General features: G+C 43.7%; 16 protein-coding genes. 5 read left to right on the forward strand and 11 right to left on the reverse strand.

Features of this window, described 5'->3' with window-relative positions; translation table 11 throughout:
• Window positions 1-35 precede the first annotated feature (35 nt).
• From acnB to J8Z24_RS00775, 4 genes are all read left to right on the forward strand, one after another.
• Window positions 36-2,633 carry a bifunctional aconitate hydratase 2/2-methylisocitrate dehydratase gene (gene acnB, locus J8Z24_RS00760; RefSeq protein ID WP_128731740.1) on the forward strand — a complete coding sequence of 866 codons (2,598 nt, stop codon included), beginning with the start codon at window positions 36-38 and terminating at the stop codon, window positions 2,631-2,633.
• A 243-nt stretch (window positions 2,634-2,876) separates the two neighbouring features.
• Window positions 2,877-3,509 carry a 2OG-Fe dioxygenase family protein gene (locus J8Z24_RS00765; protein WP_176032916.1) on the forward strand — a complete coding sequence of 211 codons (633 nt, stop codon included), beginning with the start codon at window positions 2,877-2,879 and terminating at the stop codon, window positions 3,507-3,509.
• Between the two features lie 9 nt (window positions 3,510-3,518).
• Window positions 3,519-4,754 (forward strand): cysteine desulfurase-like protein, encoded by a 1,236-nt coding sequence (locus tag J8Z24_RS00770; RefSeq protein WP_252095114.1) that lies wholly within the window; start codon window positions 3,519-3,521, stop codon window positions 4,752-4,754.
• A 128-nt stretch (window positions 4,755-4,882) separates the two neighbouring features.
• Complete coding sequence (locus J8Z24_RS00775; protein ID WP_176032915.1) at window positions 4,883-5,227, forward strand: hypothetical protein; 345 nt, start codon at window positions 4,883-4,885, stop codon at window positions 5,225-5,227.
• Here the strand turns inward: J8Z24_RS00775 and J8Z24_RS00780 are convergent.
• The 10 genes from J8Z24_RS00780 to J8Z24_RS00825 form a co-directional block, all read right to left on the reverse strand.
• Complete coding sequence (locus J8Z24_RS00780) at window positions 5,205-5,666, reverse strand: Crp/Fnr family transcriptional regulator (protein WP_125251350.1); 462 nt, start codon at window positions 5,664-5,666, stop codon at window positions 5,205-5,207. The genes J8Z24_RS00775 and J8Z24_RS00780 overlap by 23 nt on opposite strands.
• Before the next feature lie 22 nt (window positions 5,667-5,688).
• On the reverse strand, window positions 5,689-7,086 hold the full coding sequence (ntrC, locus tag J8Z24_RS00785) for a nitrogen regulation protein NR(I) (RefSeq protein ID WP_252095115.1): 1,398 nt from the start codon (window positions 7,084-7,086) through the stop codon (window positions 5,689-5,691).
• A complete protein-coding gene (glnL, locus tag J8Z24_RS00790; RefSeq protein ID WP_176032914.1) occupies window positions 7,083-8,165 on the reverse strand; it encodes a nitrogen regulation protein NR(II) in 1,083 nt (360 codons plus the stop codon). The genes ntrC and glnL overlap by 4 nt, the downstream gene beginning before the upstream one ends.
• A 290-nt stretch (window positions 8,166-8,455) precedes the next feature.
• The gene (locus J8Z24_RS00795; protein WP_241651667.1) at window positions 8,456-8,986 is read right to left on the reverse strand and encodes a DUF4124 domain-containing protein; all 531 of its coding nucleotides are present in this window, start codon (window positions 8,984-8,986) and stop codon (window positions 8,456-8,458) included.
• Window positions 8,987-9,399: 413 nt separating this feature from the next.
• Window positions 9,400-10,806, reverse strand: a complete 1,407-nt coding sequence (glnA, locus tag J8Z24_RS00800; protein ID WP_128731747.1) for a glutamate--ammonia ligase — start codon at window positions 10,804-10,806, stop codon at window positions 9,400-9,402.
• A 931-nt stretch (window positions 10,807-11,737) separates the two neighbouring features.
• A complete protein-coding gene (locus J8Z24_RS00805; RefSeq protein WP_128731748.1) occupies window positions 11,738-12,460 on the reverse strand; it encodes an ABC transporter ATP-binding protein in 723 nt (240 codons plus the stop codon).
• Window positions 12,461-12,486: 26 nt separating this feature from the next.
• Complete coding sequence (locus tag J8Z24_RS00810; RefSeq protein ID WP_225740789.1) at window positions 12,487-13,737, reverse strand: efflux RND transporter periplasmic adaptor subunit; 1,251 nt, start codon at window positions 13,735-13,737, stop codon at window positions 12,487-12,489.
• 150 nt (window positions 13,738-13,887) lie between these two features.
• Window positions 13,888-15,183, reverse strand: a complete 1,296-nt coding sequence (locus tag J8Z24_RS00815) for a sensor histidine kinase (RefSeq protein WP_147390088.1) — start codon at window positions 15,181-15,183, stop codon at window positions 13,888-13,890.
• Entirely contained in the window at window positions 15,170-16,537 is a 1,368-nt protein-coding gene (locus J8Z24_RS00820) for a sigma-54-dependent transcriptional regulator (RefSeq protein WP_252095116.1), read from the reverse strand. The genes J8Z24_RS00815 and J8Z24_RS00820 overlap by 14 nt, the downstream gene beginning before the upstream one ends.
• A gap of 30 nt (window positions 16,538-16,567) precedes the next feature.
• A complete protein-coding gene (locus J8Z24_RS00825) occupies window positions 16,568-19,012 on the reverse strand; it encodes an ABC transporter permease (protein ID WP_252095117.1) in 2,445 nt (814 codons plus the stop codon).
• Between the two features lie 369 nt (window positions 19,013-19,381).
• Between J8Z24_RS00825 and typA the strand changes: the two genes are divergently transcribed.
• Window positions 19,382-21,202, forward strand: a complete 1,821-nt coding sequence (typA, locus tag J8Z24_RS00830) for a translational GTPase TypA (protein ID WP_125251358.1) — start codon at window positions 19,382-19,384, stop codon at window positions 21,200-21,202.
• 74 nt (window positions 21,203-21,276) lie between these two features.
• On the opposite strand, the gene J8Z24_RS00835 is transcribed toward typA, so the two are convergent.
• The gene (locus J8Z24_RS00835; RefSeq protein WP_252095118.1) at window positions 21,277-22,125 is read right to left on the reverse strand and encodes a CZB domain-containing protein; all 849 of its coding nucleotides are present in this window, start codon (window positions 22,123-22,125) and stop codon (window positions 21,277-21,279) included.
• Window positions 22,126-22,159 lie beyond the last annotated feature (34 nt).

The following is a 22,159-nucleotide window of genomic DNA, read 5'->3' on the forward strand; positions in this document are numbered from 1 at the left end:
TACTTGTCTGTCCACGTCACCAAGAGGGCAATATTGTGCTTCAAGAATATCGTAAACACGTAGAAGAGCGTGCCGCGCAAGGTATCGTGCCTAAGCCGTTAGACGCGCAGCAAACTGCTGACCTTATCGAATTATTAAAAACTCCACCGGCTGGTGAAGAAGAGTTTATTGTTGATTTATTCATTAACCGTGTACCGCCAGGTGTAGATGACGCGGCTTATGTAAAAGCGGGCTTTTTGGCTGCGGTAGCGAAAGGCGAAGCTGAATCACCACTTATTTCAAAAGAGTATGCAGCTGAGCTACTTGGTACTATGCTAGGTGGTTATAACATCGCGCCAATGATTGACCTGTTAGACGATGCAACACTTGCACCTATCGTTGCTAAAGGTTTATCTCATACACTACTGATGTTTGACGCATTCTACGACGTAGAAGAAAAAGCAAAAGCTGGCAACGAGTTTGCTAAGCAAGTTATTGAATCATGGGCAAATGCAGAATGGTTCCTTGAGAAGCCAGCGGTTGCAGACAAAATTTCTGTAACTGTATTCAAAGTAACGGGTGAGACAAACACAGATGACTTGTCTCCAGCACCAGACGCTTGGTCTCGTCCAGATATCCCATTACACGCACTGGCTATGCTTAAAAACGAGCGTGATGGTATCAACCCAGACAAACCTGGTGAAGTAGGTCCTATCGCACAGCTTGAAGCGCTGAATGGTAAAGGTTTACCGCTAGCATACGTGGGTGATGTTGTTGGTACCGGTTCATCTCGTAAATCTGCAACTAACTCAGTACTTTGGTTCATGGGTGATGACATCCCATTCGTACCAAACAAGCGCGTTGGCGGTGTCTGTCTAGGTGGTAAAATTGCACCTATCTTCTTCAACACCATGGAAGATTCAGGTGCACTACCTATTGAACTTCCAGTTGACGAACTAAACATGGGCGACCAAATCGACATCTTCCCATACGAAGGTGTAGTTAAGCGTCACGGTACAGACGAAGTTATTTCGACTTTCTCACTAAAATCAGACGTAATTCTTGATGAAGTGCGTGCTGGTGGTCGTATTCCACTTATCATCGGTCGCGGTCTAACAGACAAGGCACGTACCTCTCTTGGTCTTGAAGCTGAAGACATCTTCCGTAAGCCAAAACTAGTGGCGGATTCTGGAAAGGGCTTTACCCTTGCACAGAAAATGGTAGGTAAAGCATGTAACATGCCGGGTGTACGCCCAGGTCAATACTGTGAACCAACAATGACAACGGTAGGTTCTCAGGATACCACGGGTCCTATGACGCGTGATGAGCTTAAAGATCTTGCTTGTCTTGGCTTCTCTGCTGACCTGACAATGCAGTCATTCTGCCACACATCAGCTTATCCTAAGCCAATCGACGTAAACACACACCACACACTTCCTGATTTCATCATGAACCGTGGCGGTGTATCGCTACGTCCAGGTGACGGTGTTATCCACTCGTGGCTAAACCGTATGCTACTACCTGATACAGTAGGTACAGGTGGTGACTCACATACTCGTTTCCCGTTAGGTATTTCATTCCCAGCAGGTTCTGGTGCGGTAGCATTTGCAGCTGCAACAGGTGTAATGCCACTTGATATGCCTGAGTCAATCCTTGTTCGCTTTAAAGGTGAAATGCAGCCAGGTATCACACTACGTGACCTAGTACACGCTATCCCTTACTATGCAATTCAGCAAGGTCTATTGACGGTTGAGAAAAAAGGTAAGATCAACGAATTCTCTGGTCGCATCCTTGAAATCGAAGGTGTTGAACATCTAACTGTTGAGCAAGCGTTCGAACTATCTGACGCTTCTGCAGAGCGCAGTGCAGCAGGTTGTACCGTTAAACTTTCACAAGCGTCTATTGAAGAGTACCTAAACTCTAACATCGTGATGCTTAAGTGGATGATCTCTGAAGGCTATGGTGATGTACGTACTATTGAGCGTCGTATCACTAAGATGCAAGAGTGGTTAGCAAACCCAGAGCTAATGACAGCAGACGCGGATGCAGAATACGCGCACACTATTGAGATTGACCTTGCAGATATCAAAGAGCCAATCCTTTGTGCACCGAATGACCCTGATGACGCACGTTTACTTTCAGCGGTAACTGGTGAGAAAATCGATGAAGTATTCATCGGTTCTTGTATGACTAACATCGGTCACTTCCGTGCAGCTGGTAAACTACTAGATAACTTCGGTGGTCGTCTACCAACGCAACTATGGGTTGCTCCACCAACGAAGATGGACCGCGATCAGTTAACTGACGAAGGTTACTATGGTATTTATGGCCGTGTAGGTGCACGTATCGAAACGCCTGGATGTTCACTATGTATGGGTAACCAAGCACGTGTTGCTGATAAAGCAACAGTGGTGTCTACCTCTACTCGTAACTTCCCTAACCGCCTAGGTACAGGTGCAAATGTATTCCTTGCATCAGCAGAACTTGCAGCTGTCGCTGCTATTCTTGGTAAATTACCAACACCTGCTGAATATCAAGAGTATGCAGAGAAAATCAATGCAACGGCTGCTGACACGTACCGTTACTTGAACTTCCACAAGATGCCTCAGTACACTAAAAAAGCAGACTCAGTGATCATTCAACAAGCAGTTTAATTACGCGTTTAGAATACATTGAGATAAAAAGCCAGCACTTGCTGGCTTTTTTTATGCGCATAAAACGCTCAAATTAAATGGTGTTATCAAGCTTTATTTTAAATCTAGATAAGTAATCTATTAAAGTTGTAATTAGTGGGTTTTTATTGCGTTTTAGTGATTAAAATCCCGTTTTTTTAAACAGTAATTTTCTCTAGTTTTATTAGAATTATCGGCAAATTCTCATCAATGGGCGAGAGGATCATGACAACAGTAAACAACCAGAATTTATTACAACTACGCTTTTTACCACAGCAGCATATTGATGCAGTGAAGCCGTATTTTAGCCAGCTTCCAGACAACCCTTATGCTGATGGCGCATTTAGAAAACGTCGCTACTCGGTGGTAAAGTTCATCAATAATGAAGTAACATTACAGCCAACCAAGGCCTTTGTGCAAGACGATTCAATTAATACCTTTCAAGGCAATGTTGAGCGTGTTTACGAAAACCTAGAACAAGAGATGCTAAATACCGATGGTTTCAAGCATATGCTTGCAGAATTTAAAACCATGACAGGTATTGCAGATGACAGCGATATTGAGGTGCATCAGTTCCGCATGCTGGCGATAGAAAGTGATACGCCTCCAGCCCCTGAGGGCGTGCACCAAGATGGCTTTGACCATGTGTGTGTATGTGGTGTTTCGCATGAAAATATTGCTGGTGGTGAATTATTGGTATACGAGCATAAAGAAGCCGAGCCATGTTTTAAAATGGAAATCAAAGATGGTCTATTTGCACTGGTGAATGACCGTGAAGTGTGGCATAACGCAACACCAATGAATAAGCTAGATGCCGAGCAAGTCGGTTACCTAGATTGCTTCGTGTTTACAGCCTAAGAGGGTAGTATGGATTTAAATCAAGTGCGTCGTCAGTTTCCTGCGTTGATGCAAAGTGTCGGCGGGACTGCTCCTATTTTTCTAGATGGCCCAGGTGGCTCTCAAGTACCACAATCTGTGTTGAGCGCGATGTCAGCCTACCTTGGTTACTTCAACTCCAACTTGGGTGGCGCATTTTTCTCAAGCGACAAAACGGTCAGTTTAATGAATGAAGCCCGCCAAGCGGTGGCGGACTTTTTGAATGCACCGAGTGTTGAGCAAATCGTTTTTGGTGCCAACATGACTAGCCTTGCATTCAGCTTTAGCCGAGCCGTGTCACGTGATTGGCAAGTTGGCGATGAAGTTATTGTGACCAATGCAGATCACTATTCAAATGTATCTTCATGGCGTCAAGCTGCTGAAGATAAAGGGGCGACTGTACACACAGTTAAGGTAAACGAAACCGACTGTACGCTTGATTTGGCACAGCTAGAAGGGTTATTAAATCATAACACGAAGTTAGTTGCTGTTACGTATGCCTCTAATACTACAGGCTCAATCAATGACATCAAGCGCATTGTCGAGCGTGCACACCAAGTGGGTGCGTTAGTGTTTGTTGATGCTGTTCACTATGCGCCACATGAATTACTTGATGTTCAAGCACTAGACTGTGATTTCCTTGCATGCTCAGCCTATAAGTTCTTCGGCCCACATGTTGGTATCGTTTATGGCAAACGAGAGCATCTAGAAGGCTTTACACCATATAAAGTAGAGCCTGTAAAAGATATTATCCCTTATCGTTGGGAAACGGGTACTCAGAGCTTTGAAGGAATAGCAGGTGTTGTGGCTGCCATAGACTATATCGCCTCTTTAAGCGAAATGAGTGCCGATACGCCGCGTCGTGATAAGTTAGTGGAAACTTTTGCACGCATCAAAGCGCACGAGACGCAACTGAGCCAACATTTCTTGACGCGTTTAGCGGAGTTTAAGCAAATTAAGCTATTTGGTATCGCATCGCTCGATAGGTTAGCAGAGCGTACACCAACGTTTGCGCTGACATTTGACGGCATTGCACCTCGTGAGGTTTCTGAGTTTTTAGGTGCAAAACACATGTGTGTATGGGATGGTCACTTTTACGCGCAAGGGTTATGTGAGCAACTAGGCGTAATGGACAAAGGCGGTGTTGTTCGCATCGGCTGTATGCACTACAACACGATTGCTGAGTTAGATCGACTATTTGATGCGTTTAGTGAATTATTAGCGTAAGTCGCATCAACATAATGGGAGCCAAGGCTCCCATTATTTATTTCCCAACAAGATCACATGGAGTCGTGTTTGTTGGAAGCTAATTTGATACGCTCATATTAGCGAACTCAAAGAGAGGGAAGCACTTATTGGTAAAGGATATAAATAATATCGACAAGATAGTGGCCATACCGGTATGTTGTGGACTGTTAACCATTTTAGTGATTTATGCGTATCAGTTTCCGGTTCCGATGGTTGGGATGGTGAATGAAACGGATTTAACAAGTTCGGATTTTTGGTGGACGGCAGTACTCGGTTATCTCTTTTACGGATTTATCTGCTTTACTATCCCGCTGATGATGCTTATTCAGTATGTCATTTCAAAGTCAAAGTGGATTACAAATCACAGCGGGCAAGACAAGCAGCTTTGGTGTAGTGCCATTCTTTTATGTTTTGCTTGGGCTACTTTACTTAGTCAGTTACACCTTCAATAAAGGCATTAAGCTTTGCAATACGATGACTCATGCCTTCAATCAGCTTGTCTTTAATTTTTTCTCGGATCACATTGGGCAAGCGCGTAAGAGCATCAGGAGTAATAGCTAATATAATGCTGTCTTTTACCGCTTGTGCACTGGTGCTGCGCTCTCGGTTTGTGATAAATGCGCCTTCACCTAAGAACTCTCCGGGTCCGACTTTGCCTAAGTCATGAGCGGCATCTTGTTTAAAAATCAAAAATTCGCCGCTTAATACAATATAAAGACGATTGTCTTTTTCAAAGCGTTTAAAGGCGTGGCGCTGCTGTGGTACCAGATATAGATGGCTAAAAGACTCCAAGAGCACCTGACGCTCTGCCAAGGTAAATTCTTTAAAAAAGGCTAAGCGATTAATAATCTCTAGCTGTTTTATCAGTGGGACATTTTCAAGTAACTTCATGCAAATGATTTATCATCTAAACTTAATCTTGAATATTGCGTTCTTTTAGCTTTCGCGTCAACGTGTTGCGTCCCCAACCTATCTTTAATGCAGCATCTTGCTTGTGACCATGGCATGCATGCAGTGCTGATTTTATTAAACGCGTCTCCAATTGTGCCTGTATATCTGGCCAAATATGATCTTTGCCTTTACGCAGTTCCGTATCAAGCCAAGATTGAAAAGCATCAAGCCAATGGGCTTGCTCAGCGGCTTCGAGTTGCTGTGGTTGCTCTAGTTCCTCTGGTAAGTCAGCAGCAGTAACAAGCTCACCAGGGGCCATTACTGTTAGCCAACGACAGGTATTTTCAAGCTGGCGAACATTACCAGGCCAATGATACGCCTGCATTTTTTGTAAGGCTTGTGTGGAGATAATTTTAGGGTCAGCTTTTAGCTCTTTGGCACTTTTTGCTAAAAAATGGTCGCATAGTGCTGCAATGTCCTCAGGTCTTTCCCTAAGTGCCGGTAGCTTGAGACGTACAACGTTAAGGCGGTGAAACAAATCTTCACGGAATTTGCCCTGTTTTACCAGTGCTTCTAGGTTTTGGTGTGTGGCAGCTACAATTCGAACATCGACTTTAACACTGTTGTGGCCCCCAACGCGATAAAACTCGCCATCAGCAAGGACTCGCAATAATCGAGTTTGCACATCCAATGGCATATCACCAATTTCGTCAAGGAACAAAGTACCGCCATCTGCTTGTTCAAAACGTCCTCTACGCATGCTATCGGCCCCAGTGAAAGCCCCTTTTTCATGACCGAAAAGCTCAGACTCAACAAGATCTTTTGGTATAGCAGCCATATTGAGCGCAATAAATGCAGCATCTTTGCGCGGACTATGATTATGTAGTGCGCCTGCTACTAACTCTTTACCTGATCCGGACTCACCGTTGATGAGTACACTCATACTCGATGCTGAGAGTTTCCCAATGGCGCGAAACACCTCTTGCATGGCCGGTGCTTCGCCTATGATATCCGGGCTAGTCGCTTTGCTATTTGTGCGTTTGTGTTTTTTAGTCTGTTGACTGGCACGAAATGCTCGTTGCACCAGTGACACCGCTTCGTTTAAGTCAAAAGGTTTGGCAAGATACTCGAAAGCGCCTTTTTTGAACGCATTGACAGCGGAGTCTAAATCAGAATGCGCTGTCATAATGATGACAGGCAAAGTTGGGTGTAGACTCGCTATCTTGTCTAATAAGGCCATACCATCAATGCCTGGCATACGTACATCTGAAATCAGCACTGCGGGTTGCTCATATTCAAGCGCAGTTAACACGTCCTGAGCACTGGCGAAGCTTTCGGTTTCAAACTCTGCTCGCTTTAATGCTTTTTCTAAAACAAATCTAATTGAAGCGTCATCATCGACTAACCACACTGATTTCATTGCACGGTTCCTGTTTCGGTGTTGTCAAAGGGAAGGTAGATACTAAATTCAGTGTGTCCCGGCCAACTATCGCATTCGATAAACCCTTGGTGTTGCTCCACCAGCGTTTGTGCAATAGACAGCCCAAGCCCTGAGCCACCTTCTTTGTTCGTTATCATCGGGAAAAATAACGTTTCTTTTACCTCTTCTGCGATACCCGGACCATTATCGCTGATCCGCACAAGTAGCGCTTTTTTAAGCAGCCGCTCGCCATGATGCAGACGATGCTTAATACGCGTTGTGATGGTAATAGTGCCATCATGTTGTAGTGCTTGTTGAGCATTACGAAGCATATTGAGTAGCACCTGCTGGATTTTCGCCTGATCTATCACTATGGCTGGGATACTGGGATCATAATCCTTCACTAATTTGATCTCTGCATCGCGCTCCAAGGTAGTGAGCTTAATTACCGACTCTAGTGCTTGGTGTATATTACACGGCGCTTTTTGTGGTAATTGGTTTGGCCCAAGTAACTTGTCTACAAGTTCTCTGAGCCTGTCAGCTTGCTCAATGATAAGTGCTGCGCATTCTTCCCGTTCTTGCTGATCAGTTTCATACTGCAATAATTGCGCCGCACCTCTAATGCCACCAAGAGGGTTTTTTATCTCATGTGCTAAACCACGGATCAAATTTCTTGCTGCTTGAAACTGGTGCATCTGATTCGATGCTTGATCATAGCGCAGGGCGTCATCAACACGGCGGCACTCTAGTAATATATATGCTTGATCTGACTGCAATATCCGCCTTGCATGAAGGCTTAATGTTGCGACCCGGTTATCGACAAACACCACGTCAACCCTGTGCTGCTGGCAATCAACACCATCTTGGAGTACATATTTGGAGAGCCTTGCTAGGTCAATATGATGATGGTTAAAGATATTATCAATGGCCAATCCAGTGAGGCGCTTCGTACTCAATCCTAACAGCTCACTGCTGCTGTAATTCGCAAAGCAAATAGTAAGGTTATGGTCGAGCACTAAAATTGCAGTCGAAAGAGATTGCCACACTTTGTCTAAGTCAATTGAATTGTTTTGATCCATTTGTGTTCACCGTGCACCAAGTTGGTGCAATGAGAATAGCACAGTGTGTTACACATGTACGAAAATTATTATCCTGCCCAATACATTCATCGTTCTGAGCTTGCTCTTACTTATCCATTAATAAATCATGCCAACTTGATAAAGCGCTAATCCGCAACCGTTTGATTTGTGCTCATAGGGAATATTTTGTGACTCGTTAAATTTCAAAGGGAAGCATTATAGGTAACCTCTTGCCGCCTACCCAAAGGGGTGGTGCGCAACACACGTAGAAGGGGATTATTTTTGGAGGATCAGTTATTTACTGTGTTGCGATGTAAATAGAACTTATGCTCATTACTTTGGGCGACAACTTGACCTTTTTGATTGAAGACTTTTAGCACTAGCGCATGTTCACCACGATGTATATTGCGCAGCGAAAACTGAGCATTGGACTGTTTTGGTCCAGTTGCCTCACCATTTAGATAAAGCTGTACACTTAACCCCTGAGTAAACCTAGGTTCTACAGAGCCTGTGACATATACGCTACCGCTGTTGTCACGAATGGTTTGTTCATTTTCAGGGGAGGTTATCTTAGCTTGATAAGTAATGGTTGGTGTAGTGTCAGATTGTGATGCTAAAACTTTTGTATCGATGCTTGGCATGGTTAATATGTTCGAGTGTAGTTTGACCTCTTTAGAGCCAGGTTTCGGTATATCAGAATAAACCCAATGCCCGTTTTTATCTTTCCAGCGATAGATTTTAGGGTTGGACTCGGCAGTAGCATCAATGCTTATTATGGTTAGCATCATGCTAACCGAAAAAAAAATACCCCACTGACGCACCACAACTCTCCAAACTACATAACTCATCATACTTTAGTATAGAGTACTTTGAATTGCGAGTTTAGGCTTATACTAATTAGCCTGAATACTTGCTCAATTTGAAGAAGTAAACCTGACGCTAACCGCGTTAAAACTTCTTCTTTAGAACAACTAAATAGCGAAATTATTGGTTAGTTATCGACAAGATTTTCTCGCTTCAAAATAGACCACTTAATTAAGCTAATTGGTATAATATGCTGAGTTTTTACTCATCAAATGCGATTTCGGCCGAATTTGATAGCGGTGAATAAAAAAGCCCGCATAAGCGGGCTTGAGAACACATATGATTAAGAGTGCCAGAAACACATAATGCGTTTAGGCTCTACAAGCTCAATATCTGCACATTGAGCCAAGTAGCAGGTTTACTACAGAGCTTATACGCTGTAGTACATTTCGAACTCAACAGGGTGAGTTGTCATGTTTAATTTTTCAACTTCTTTTGACTTAAGCGTGATGTAAGCGTCAATTAAGTCGTCAGTGAATACGCCACCTTGAGTTAAGAACTCGCGGTCAGCATCTAGCGCAGCAAGTGCTTCATCAAGTGAAGCCGCAACGGTAGGGATCTCAGCTGCTTCTTCTGCTGGCAAGTCATATAAATCTTTATCCATTGCATCACCAGGGTGGATCTTATTCTTGATACCATCTAGGCCAGCCATTAACATTGCAGAGAAAGCAAGGTATGGGTTTGCAGTTGGATCTGGGAAGCGTACCTCAATACGACGCGCTTTTTCTGATGGCACCACTGGAATACGGATTGATGCAGAGCGGTTACGTGCAGAGTATGCAAGCATTACTGGCGCTTCAAATCCTGGTACTAAACGCTTGTATGAGTTAGTTGATGCGTTAGCAAAGGCGTTTATTGCTTTAGCGTGCTTGATGATACCGCCGATGTAATAAAGTGCATCTTCAGATAGACCGCCGTATTTATCGCCAGCAAAAATGTTTTTACCATCTTTAGCTAATGATTGGTGGCAGTGCATCCCTGAACCGTTATCGCCAACAATAGGTTTAGGCATAAACGTTGCTGTTTTGCCGTATAGATGTGCCATGTTGTGAATAACATACTTCATTTCTTGGATTTCATCTGCTTTTAGCACCATAGTGTTAAAGCGAGTTGCAATCTCATTTTGGCCAGCGGTTGCCACTTCATGGTGGTGCGCTTCAACTACCTGACCCATTTCTTCTAACACGAGGCAAGTAGCGCTACGCCAGTCTTGCGAAGAGTCAACAGGTGCAACTGGGAAGTAGCCGCCCTTAACACCTGGGCGATGACCTGTGTTGCCACCTTCGTAATCTTTGTCCGAGTTCCAACATGCTTCTTCTGCATCGATTTTATACATTGAACCAGACATGTCTGTTTTAAACTTAACATCGTCAAATAAGAAAAATTCTGGCTCTGGACCGAATAAAACCGTATCTGCGATACCCGTTGAGCGCATGTATTCTTCAGCGCGCTTTGATACTGAGCGAGGGTCGCGCTCGTAGCCTTGATGTGTATTTGGCTCAACCACGTCACAACGTACAATAAGGGTTGTTTCTTCTGCGAATGGGTCTAGCTTTGCGCTTTGTGCATCAGGCATAAGCACCATGTCAGATTCGTTGATGCCTTTCCAACCAGCAATAGATGAGCCGTCAAACATCTTGCCGTCTTCAAAGAAATCTTCATCGGCTTGATGGTGTGGGATAGATACGTGTTGTTCTTTACCTTTTGTATCAGTAAAACGTAAATCAACAAATTTTACGTCGTGCTCTTTAATAAAATCTAAAACCGATTGTGACATGTGTCCTCCGACTCGTTGGGTTATTTTGCTGCAATGTACTGCAATTGAACACAGATAAGCTTGATCTGTGCCAAAGTTTTATCAGTATGATAAGTAAAGGCTTTTTAAGTATTTCATGACGTGTCAATTGTTGTGTTGCACCAAATTGGTGCTCTGTTGCTACACGGTGGTGCGCAAGTGTAGTGCTGTTCGTTCCATGCCTTTATTACTTTTACCTATAAATGAATGTGGGTGCTGGCTTTCGCTGTGAGTAACGACCTATTCTGTAATTACCGCCGTTCTCTATCAATTTGCTTTGTAGCACGCTGCTAATTTCGAATTCAGATTAGTTTAAGAACCTCTGTTAGGCAAAATGATTGGGCTGATATTTTGATAAAAAGTGCAACATGCGACTTCATTACTACTGGTCTCAAGGAGTAACGAGATCAGTGTGAAATCGCTACATCCTACTGTGTCTCTGATCTATAAAGCGGCTTTAGGAGCCTTAGCGCCGTTTAGCATTTGGGTAGGGTGGGCAGCGCTTAATTAGCGTGTCTGCTGCGCAGCCCCACATAGATGTGGGGGAAGGTGACTTTGCATGAGCACCAAGTTTTTATCATCTGACTCACATAAAATAACTATGCTACGCAAGCTCTGCCTTGCATTGATACCAAGTAAACTGATGCGACAATAATACCAATTTGACTTAATACTTGCTCAATTTGAAGGAGTCAATCTGGCGCTAACAGCGTTAAAAATTTCTTATTTAGAACAACTAAATAGCAAAATTTTTGCTTTGCTTACACGGAGGTAGGTACCTTGGCGATAGCAGGACGCGGTAGCGGGGTTATCGACAAGATTTTCTCGCCTCAACATAGACCACTTAATTAAGAAAATTGGTATTACCCAGCACGCATGCCCGTGCTGAGATACTTTTGATTTCCGAATACTTTTAAAACGCATCAACCAGTGTAGGGTGAGCTGTTTGCGCTTGTGGAGCCAGTATCTTTCCATCTAACAGATGTAGCTTGCGTGTTGCCATATCTGCATACCTGGGATCGTGCGTTACCATGCATAGTGTTGTGCCTTCCAAGTTTAGTGTTTTAAGCATATCCATTACCGCATCCCCATTTTTAGAATCGAGGTTACCTGTCGGCTCATCCACAAGCAGTAAAGCAGGGTTACCTACCAAGGCTCTGGCAATCGCTATCCGCTGCTGTTGTCCACCAGATAATTGATTAGGGCGGTGCTTTGTACGATGTGCCATATCGACTTTTGTTAGGCAGCTCATTACCGCTTGGTCAATGTCCGAGTTACTCATTGGGTTTTGACGGTAGCGTAATGGTAGCGCAATATTGTCATACACAGAGAGTTCGTCGATTAGATTAAAAGACTGAAATATAAATCCAATTTTTTCATTTCTGATATGTGCGGCAGCGGTCAAGCTAAGTTGGCTGACTTCTGTACCTTCAATAACATAACTCCCTGTGCTGGGCATATCGAGTAACCCGAGGATGGAGAGTAGAGTGGACTTACCGCAGCCAGATGGGCCACAAATTGAAACAAAATCACCTTTGTCAATCTCGAGGTTAATTCCACGTAATGCGTGTGTCTCCATTTCTTCAGTGCTAAATACTTTGGTAATATCTGACATCTTTAAAATCGTTTCTTTCATAACTTAGTCCTAATATTGAGGATGACTTACTGCATGATCCGTACTTGTTTTGCATTTTTATAGGTGCTGGTATCGGATAATATAATTTGTTGATTGGCCGAGATGCCGCTTTCAATTTGCAAGAACTTTCCGGCATCAATACCAAAAGAAACTAACTGAGGCACCGCAATATCCTGCTCTAACACAAACAATGTTTGCTGACTATGAGATTGGGTATTACTGGGGCGTTCCACGTATAAAACGTTTTTGAGTTGATGTGTGTTGATCTGTGCATCAACATTAAGTTCAGGCCTTGCTGAATCAGGCACGCCATTGATAAAGGTGAGCTCAACTTCAATCGTTCCCTCTTGGACTTGAGGGCTGATGCGAGTCACTTTTGCTTGTACTTGTTCACGGCGAGTATTGACCATTGCTGATTGACCAACTTGAATTTGCTCTGCTTTGGATTGTGATACTCGAACTAAAGCTTGGAGATCCTTACTGCTCCCGACTTGTGCCAGCTCTTGACCTGCAACTACGCTTTGACCTAGCTCAACGGCTAAACGTTGTAAAACGCCTTCTGTGCCAGCCCGTACGGTTAGTTTTGCTTCCCGCTCTGCTAATCGAGCAAGGATCGAGTGTGCTTGATTGATAAGCTCTTGTGATATGGTTAAATCTTCAGAATGTACCAACTTTAGCTGCGCTATTCTTTGCTCTTGAAGCTTTACCCGCTCGGCAAGCTGCTGCTCCTCAAGTTCTGCTGTCTTGACCTCAATTGCTGGCACTACACCTTGATCTCTTAATGTTTGCTGGGCTTCACGGCGCATAACAAGTGATTGGTGCTGACTGGTTAGTTCAGCTAATGTAGCCATTTCCATCAGTAGCTCACGCTGATTGGCCAGCTTTTGTCGGCGAAAGTTGGCTTGTTGACGATTAAGCTCCATTTCTGCACTTTCCAGCTGTTGCGTGAGATCTGGATCTTGCATCTTTAGAATAATGGTATCGGGCTTAACAGCTCCACCAGGGCGAACAAGTATTTCATATACGGTTGCTGGGTCTTGTGTAGTGATGAGTTTTTGTTTATTTGAGCGCAGTACCCCATAACCATCAACACTGACATTTAAGTCACCTTGTTTTACTTGCCCCACAATGATCGCCTGTCTTTGCAATTTAAAATCATCTGAGGTTGAAAATAGCTCAAGGCTAAGCCAAGCGAATAGGAGCACCATCGACACACCGATGATAAGCCTCACTTTTTGCAAAGGCCTTACTTGCTTTTGCTTTACTACATCCATCATAAGTTACCTTGATTGGTTCGATTAACTTACTTTGAGCAAGCCATATGCCAAATTTTAAACCATTGATCTAGTTATTATTTTATATTCTTGTGATGGAGTGGAGTCCGATTATGGACGCTGTGTTATAAAAACTGGACTGTAAGATAAGCATTAATTTATCAAAACAGGAAAGCTCAGCTGGCAAATAGCTCCCGTTTTATCTTGTCGGTTGGTTAGGTTGATCGTGCCCGACATTTGCTCAACAAAGTAGCGACTGATATACAAACCTATCCCTTCTCCTGCTTGTTTTGTTGAGTAAAAAGGCACAAAGAGGTTATCGCTGTTTGCCACCCCGTTTCCTTCATCAATGACTTCAAAATACGCCATATTATCTTTGGTATATATTTTCAGTGTAATGGTGGCGTGAGCAGAGCTTGCCTCTATCGCATTTTTTACAATATTTATTAAAACTTGATTGATAAGCGTTGGATCAACATGAAAATAGGCTGGCGATAACTCAACTTGCCATTGCACCTCTGGGAAAAAGCTTTGAATCGACTGACTCAGCTCTAAGCCTGATATTCGCCGAAGGTCGACTTTGATTGGTTGATTTAATTGGCTGTATTTGTGGATGAAATCCTGCAAGTGAAAACATCGTTCAAGTACGATATTAAATGCCTCATTATCTCTGGGGTCTTTGGCTCGAGTCTGTAAACGCTCAAGTATCGCTGAGACAGGAGTAAGGGAGTTGCGTATTTCATGACTAATGACACGTATTAATCGCTGCCAAGCTTGTAACTCTTGATCGCGCAGCGCTTGATGAATATCAATGCAAGCAACGAGATGGTAAGAGGAATTTTGTCGGGTAAACGTACTGTGTCTCACTTGCCATCGCTTATTCCGCTCAGGGTCGATGAAATGCCAATTAGGTTCAGGTGTTAGCCCGATTGCTTCTGGTGGACTGTATCTTAGTGTTTGCCACGGTTTTTGGAAAAGTTCTACGCATTCGTCATTACCAAAGCATAGTTGCATACGTTGGTCGAAAATAAAGATGGGAGTGTTTAACACGCTGATTAACTCTGCAACTAAAAAGGACTGTACATCTTCATCTGTTTTTTCACTTTGAAGCATTTCAGAAACACCATTTAGTTGCTGGTGCAGATGCGCAACCACCCCTGTTGAGAATGTAGGTTTAGCTCTGAGGCTAAAGTCGCGCTTTAGCCATGCCTCTGCTTGGTAGCTACATCGCTCAAATGAGTGTTTGCAGCGCATGTAGAGTTGTCTGAATAGTAGACCCTGCATAATCAAAAAGCTGGTGATAATTAGCGCGGTTGATGTAGACAAAGCCGTCGGCAAGTTTATGTCTAAGTGCCAACTGAGTGCAGCAACCCCGAAAACTTCAACGGCTACCAACAATATAAACTTAACAATAAAGTAGCCCGCTAGAGGTTCTTTAATTATGGCCATACTTTTCAAGACGACGGTAGAGCGCTTGCTTAGTAATACCCAATAACTCAGCGGCTTGCTGCTTGTTTCCAGAGGTATTTGCTAGCGCTTGTGTGATTAATTGCTGCTCAGCTTGCTCCAACGTAATAAGAGGCAAGGGGGCGGTTGCACTGCTGCTTAGCGATAAGGAAGATGATGCACTTAGTTGTAGTTGTTCAGTGCTGATCTCTCCTGTGCGGCTCAATAAAACGGCACGCTCTAATAAATGACTCAATTCCCTAGTATTACCTGGCCAATCATACTGTTTTAGTTGCGCTATCGCCATGGGTGTAAGTGAGCATTCACTTTTTCCATATCGGTTACCATGTGATTTGATAAAATGTCGAGCGAGTAACTCAATGTCTTCTGGGCGTGAGCGTAAAGGCGGGATCTCGATAGTAAAGGTGTTGATGCGGTAAAACAAATCTTGACGAAACTCTGCTTTGGCGATTTGTTGCTCCAATTTGGCATTAGTCGCACTGATTAGTCTGACATCGGCTATTTCGGTTTTACTTGAACCCACAGCTTCATATTCTCGAGATTCAAGGACGCGAAGTAGTTTACTCTGCTGATTAATGGGAAGTGTGCCAATTTCATCTAAGAATAAGGTGCCGAGGTTAGCCAGTTTAAATCGTCCGGCACGATCCGATTTAGCATCGGTAAACGCGCCTTTGGTATGACCGAATAGTTCACTTTCAAACAGCTGATCGGGAATGGTAGCCATATTTACGGAGATAAATGGTTGCATCGCTCGCGTTGAGTGCTGGTGGATCCACTGCGCTATCAGGCTTTTGCCAACACCGTTTTCTCCAGTAAGTAGAATATTTGCATCGGTTGGTGCCATGATCTCCAGCTGCTCCATCAGTTGCTGCATCGCATTGCTCTGCCAAAGCACGGTGCTTTTCTCTCCAGCCAGCGCATGTTGTAATGCCTGATTTTTATTACTCAGTTCACTGAGTCGGAGTTGGTGGCGAATGACTTGCTCGAAACGTTGGTTTTTCCATGGTTTTTCTAGGAAGTCCGCAGCACCAAGCTGCATTGCTTGTACAACTAACTCGGTATGTGACCATGCCGTCATTGCGACCACGGGGATGGTGTTGCCCAGCTGCTGTTGTTGACGTAAAAACCTAAGCCCTTCTTGTCCAGAGGTGGAATCTAGCTCAAAGTTCATATCGAGCAAAATCAGACTAGGCTGGCGTTGCTCGAGGAAAGTGAGTGCCTGAACCGGATTTTCGACTTCTTCTACAGCTAAGCCTAAATCTTCCAGTACAAATCTTGCTGCTAATCGGACTTCTCTGTTGTCTTCGACTAGTAATATTAGAGGCTTGGCACTCACAGTAAACTTCCTTGATGGTAAAAAATGTTATTATTCTCCGCGCAGTGCGTGCAGTGCTGGGCGGGCAATAATGTCTCTGGCAGAGGCTAGGGTCACACCAGTAACTAAAGTTATCACAGCCGCCAACGATACTAGCCAGTGCACAATACTACTGGCTGTATTAGGTACAAGCGTATCCTGAAGTGCTGAAATACTCAATAAAATACATGCAGATGCACAAACCGCGATAAGTAGGGGTCGCAAGTTATCCTTTAATATTAGAATCAATACGGTTATCGGTGTTGCGCCTATGGACATTCTCACCCCCAGCTCGAAACGGCGTAATGCAATGTTATATTTGCAGACACCATAGATCCCGATTGCAGCTAGGACTAAGGCAATGACAGACAATACCAATGTAAAGATGCTGGCGACACGATCTCGCTGTAAATGTGTTGCAAGTAGTGTTGTTGTCGACTGAAAATTATAGACTCGCATCTGTGGGTGAATATCGACCAAAAGCTGGTTTATTTCTGCTTTGCTGATACCTGCATTGGCCTTAGTTTCAATCATGATAAAAGGGTAGCCAGTTGGTATTGCGGGAATAAAAATTCTAGCAATATTTGGCTGATTAGGTAGATAAATATCATCGACTACGCCAATAACTTCAACACTGTTTTGACTGTTACGTGAATATAATTTGGCACCGAGCACTTGTCCTCTTTCTCTAAGCTGCCTTGCCAGATACTGATTGATAATAACGACGGACTCGTTGTTAATGGCTTCTTCCATCGTGAAGGCTCTACCATCAATGAGCTTGGTTCCGAAAGCGTTAAAGTAAGATGCCGTACCAGCCGTGCTTTGAAATTCAAATGAGTTTTTCTTGATCCCTGGCTCAAATTGCATCTGACGACTAGAAAAGCCAGGAACCCAATAAGAAATGGGAGGGTAGCCGCCGATCCCTGCATGCTCGACTTGTGGTAATGCCCGCAGGGAGTCTAATGCTGAGAGTAATAGCTGCCGGCGTTCCTCAAGCGTCATTTGTTGCAGTAATGTGCCAAGATTCAGTGCCACTTGGTAGGTATTTTGTTCTTTTATGCCCGTTTCACGCTGTAAATGCTGCCAGCTTGTTTGAAATACACCAAGGCAAACGGTAAGCAAAGAGAGGCAAATAAGCAGTTGAAAAGAGATGAGTAAGTTACGGGTGGTAGCAGAGATTTGTACACCAGTCCCTTTACCACTGCTTTGTAATTGGCGAATAATGTTCTGATAATTAAGCTGACGGCTGACAATCCAAGCGAGCATCAAACACAAGGCGGCACTCGTAATTAAAGCAAATACCACGGTATGCAGTTCAAGTTGTAGTGTTTGCAAACGCGCAAGAGGCCCCGCCATGCCAGATTTTAGTAACCAGATAATAGCGGTTGCGACTACAAGGGAAATCGCGGCCGCGCAGGTAAACAAGAGCCCTAACTCTGTTACTATGTGATGAAACAAATGGCTTGGTCTTGCACCTAAAGCAGCTTGAACAGCAAAGTTTCTTTGTTGCTCTACAGCTCGCGATAGTACTAAGTTACAGATATTACTTAGTGCAATTAACAACAATACAATGCTGCCAAGTAACATCATCAAGCTGACCTGTGAGGCATCGCCAACAATACGAGTTTTGAACGGGATCAATTCCAGTTTGACTCTACTATTTGCGAAATCTTGCATACCTCTGGTTTGCTGATGTAGCTGCTCATTAAACCAGTTTTCCAGAGACAGCTGTGCTGTTTGAGAGTCTGCTGACTTATGTAATTTTAGGATCTGGTAGGTTTGAATGTTGTTACGTTGCCACTGAGGAGCCGGTGAATCGTTGTAGTCATAGGTTAGCCAAACATCAGTATGCCAATTTGGTGTTGAAAGCACTGGTTCGTCAAATTGTGAGGCCGTTACACCAATAATTTTGAAACTGACGCCTTTAAAAACCACCGTTTTTTCTAAAACATCAGGGTTACCAGCGAAATATTGTTGCCACACAGAATATGAAATCATTGCAACCGGTTGCTGACTACCTAGACCTTCATCGCTGGAAAAGTAGCGACCGAGTGCCATCGGTGCATCAAGTAATTGCATGTACTCAGGGGTGATGGCACCGATATTAAATGTAGGACTACTTGGCAAGCTTTGCTCCACATCAATACTAATGTTTTGTAGTGCTATGCTTTCAATCTCGGGGAATTGGGGTTGTTTCTCATAAGACGTTAAGCTTCCAGCGTGCGGAATAAAGTTGCTTTGTTTTATTTCATTATTGTCATCGACTAGCGCGCCGCGTAACAACATCAACCGCTTCGCATCTGGATAAGGGAGTGGTGCTGCGAGTAATTGATAATTGAGGTTGTACGTCGACACCAAAGCACCTAGTGCGAGCCCAAGTGTCAGAATAATAGTGACTGTATAACTGATATGACGTTTGAGCCGTTGCCAAGCCATGTTTATTGAATGTGTTACCATATTTGCTCCAAGTACAGTGAGGTGTCACGATGGTTTATTATTAATATTTCACCTTGATTGGTACTTTAGCAACGTATGTGCCAAACGCTATTGCCATGATATTAATAGGCTTTATTGTATTTTTGCAAGGGCTAAGTCCAGAATCGGACGAGCAAAGTATTGTAATCGGACTCGACCTAGTCGCGTTTTACTGCCCTCTTTACCAGAGAAATTCATGCTAGATTATTGAAAAAAATGTTGGATAAACTTTCATCTGTCACATTAATAGTAGATAATACGCGACCTTTAATTCTCAATCGGGCAATCTCAACGCGCATTTTTGCGTAGATCGACTAGGATCACTGAGGGCCAACTTCACTGAGTAATAATATGAGCATCGAAAAGTTAAGAAATATCGCGATTATCGCGCACGTAGACCACGGTAAAACAACGCTTGTAGACAAGCTACTTGAGCAATCAGGTACACTACAGCAGCGCGGTGGTAATGAAGAGCGAGTGATGGACTCAAACGATCTTGAAAGAGAACGTGGTATCACCATCCTTGCAAAAAATACCGCAATCAAGTGGAACGACTACCGTATCAATATCGTAGATACTCCGGGACACGCCGACTTCGGTGGTGAAGTAGAACGTGTTCTTTCGATGGCTGACTCAGTATTACTACTAGTTGATGCACAAGAAGGTCCGATGCCACAAACGCGTTTCGTAACACAAAAGGCGTTTGCTCAGGGTCTTAAGCCTATTGTTGTAATCAACAAAATTGACAAGCCGGGCGCTCGTCCTGATTGGGTAATGGACCAAGTTTTTGACCTATTCGACAACTTAGGTGCAACTGACGAACAGCTAGACTTTAAAGTGATTTACGCATCAGCAATCAACGGCTGGGCAACACTTGATCTAGATGAGCCGTCTGACAACATGGAACCAATGTTCCAAGCTATCGTAGATGAAGTTGAAGCGCCTAACGCGGATCCTGAAGGTCCGTTCCAGATGCAAATTTCTCAGCTTGATTACAACTCATACGTAGGTGTTATCGGTGTTGGCCGCATCAAGCGTGGTTCAGTTAAGCCTAACCAACAGGTGACTATCGTCGGTGCTGATGGTAAAACACGTAACGGTAAAGTAGGTCAAGTACTTGGTTACTTAGGTCTTGACCGTCATGAGGTTGAGCAAGCAACTGCAGGTGATATCATCGCAATCACAGGTCTTGGCGAACTGAAAATTTCTGACACTATCTGTTGCCAGAACAATGTTGAAGCATTGCCTCCGTTATCTGTTGATGAACCAACAGTAACAATGACTTTCTCTGTAAACACGTCTCCATTCTCAGGCCAAGAAGGTAAATACGTCACCTCGCGTAATATCCTTGAGCGTCTAGAAGCTGAGCTTGTGCACAACGTTGCACTACGTGTTGAAGAAACCGATAACCCAGATAGCTTCCGTGTATCTGGTCGTGGTGAACTTCACTTGGGTATTCTTATTGAGAATATGCGTCGTGAAGGCTACGAGATTGCAGTATCTCGTCCAGAAGTAATCCTACGTGAAGTTGATGGTCAGCTAGAAGAGCCGTACGAAACAGTAACCATTGACTGTCAAGAAGAGCACCAAGGTTCTATCATGGAGCAGCTTGGTCTTCGTAAAGCAGAAATGACTGACATGTCTCCAGATGGCAAAGGTCGTGTGCGTATGGACTTCATGATGCCTGCACGTGGTCTAATTGGTTTCCAAACAGAATTTATGACGTTAACGTCTGGTTCTGGTTTGATGTACCACACGTTCTCGCATTACGGTCCACACAAAGGCGGTAACATTGGTCAGCGCAAGAATGGTGTACTAATCGCGAATGCACCAGGTAAAGCGCTAACAAACGCACTATTTAACCTACAAGAACGTGGTCGTCTATTTATCGGTCACGGTGTTGAGGTTTACGAAGGTATGATCATCGGTATTCATAGCCGTGACAACGACCTAACGGTAAATGCACTTAAAGGTAAGCAGTTAACTAACGTACGTGCAGCAGGTACTGACGAAGCACAAAACCTTGTGCCACCTATCGTGATGTCGCTAGAACAAGCGCTTGAGTTCATTGATGATGATGAGCTAGTAGAAGTAACGCCTGAAAGCATCCGTATTCGTAAGAAATTACTGACTGAAAGCGAGCGTAAACGCGCTAGCCGCCAAGCTAAGTAATCACTAATCTGAGCTCAGATTATAAAGTACAAAACGCCGCGAATAGCGGCGTTTTTGTGTGTAACTGTATAGTGTTAAAACAAACCGTACTCTTCGGTTTCTTCTGACTCATAATGTTGTAAATGTTCTGGTCGGAAAATAGCACTAGGGTCAATCAACACGCTGTGGCGTTCACCCATTTTTACTAATCCTTTCATTAATTTCTTCGTTTGTGCATCGATCTCGAAGCCAATACTGGTCATTTCATGAAGTGACTTGATATCGCTTTCTTCACAGTGCACGTTATCTTCGACTTTGTCGACAAGCAAGCCAATATGGGGGCTTTGGCCATCCTGGGTCGTGAATACAATAATAGGCTTATGATCTAGCATAATTTGGTCGCGGGCAGACTCAAAGAGTCGCATGAGTTTATTGAATGTCGTTCTTTTCTCTCGCGCTAACGTGTCTAATGCTTCTTGCTTGTTGCCTTTGGCACAAAGGGTGAGGAGTTTATCGGCTAACGCATGTAACTGTTCATGTGGGATCTCAAAGCGTTTTAGTAACGCTTTGAGATCATCATTGTCAGTTTTAAAACTATAAAACCATTGTCCAAAAGCGCACTGTTTTGGATCTTTCGCTTTTAAAAAAGGGGCATCATTAAAAATACTTGCTTCTAGAGCGTGTAGCCATTCTTTATGGTCTTCTTCTCGCTTTTTAAGCATGTCTACAAGTTCTTGGTTAGTATCATAAGAAGAACGTTTGTTGAGGATGATCCCTAAGTCGAATATGGGAGTGGGTATTCCCATATAATCTTTAACACCAAGAAAGCTCGGGTTGTCGTTAGGTAAGTCTGTTAAGTTTTCTTCGTAACGCTCAGTTAATAAAATATCGAGGATTTGCAGTGATATTGTTTTTTTTCCGACCCGAAAGTTAATTAAATCCATGTCAGCCTCGCCTATAGTCAATCTCTCCTAAGGA

Origin of the sequence: Pseudoalteromonas sp. SCSIO 43201 (assembly GCF_023716725.1) — a bacterium.
GTDB lineage: Bacteria > Pseudomonadota > Gammaproteobacteria > Enterobacterales > Alteromonadaceae > Pseudoalteromonas > Pseudoalteromonas peptidolytica.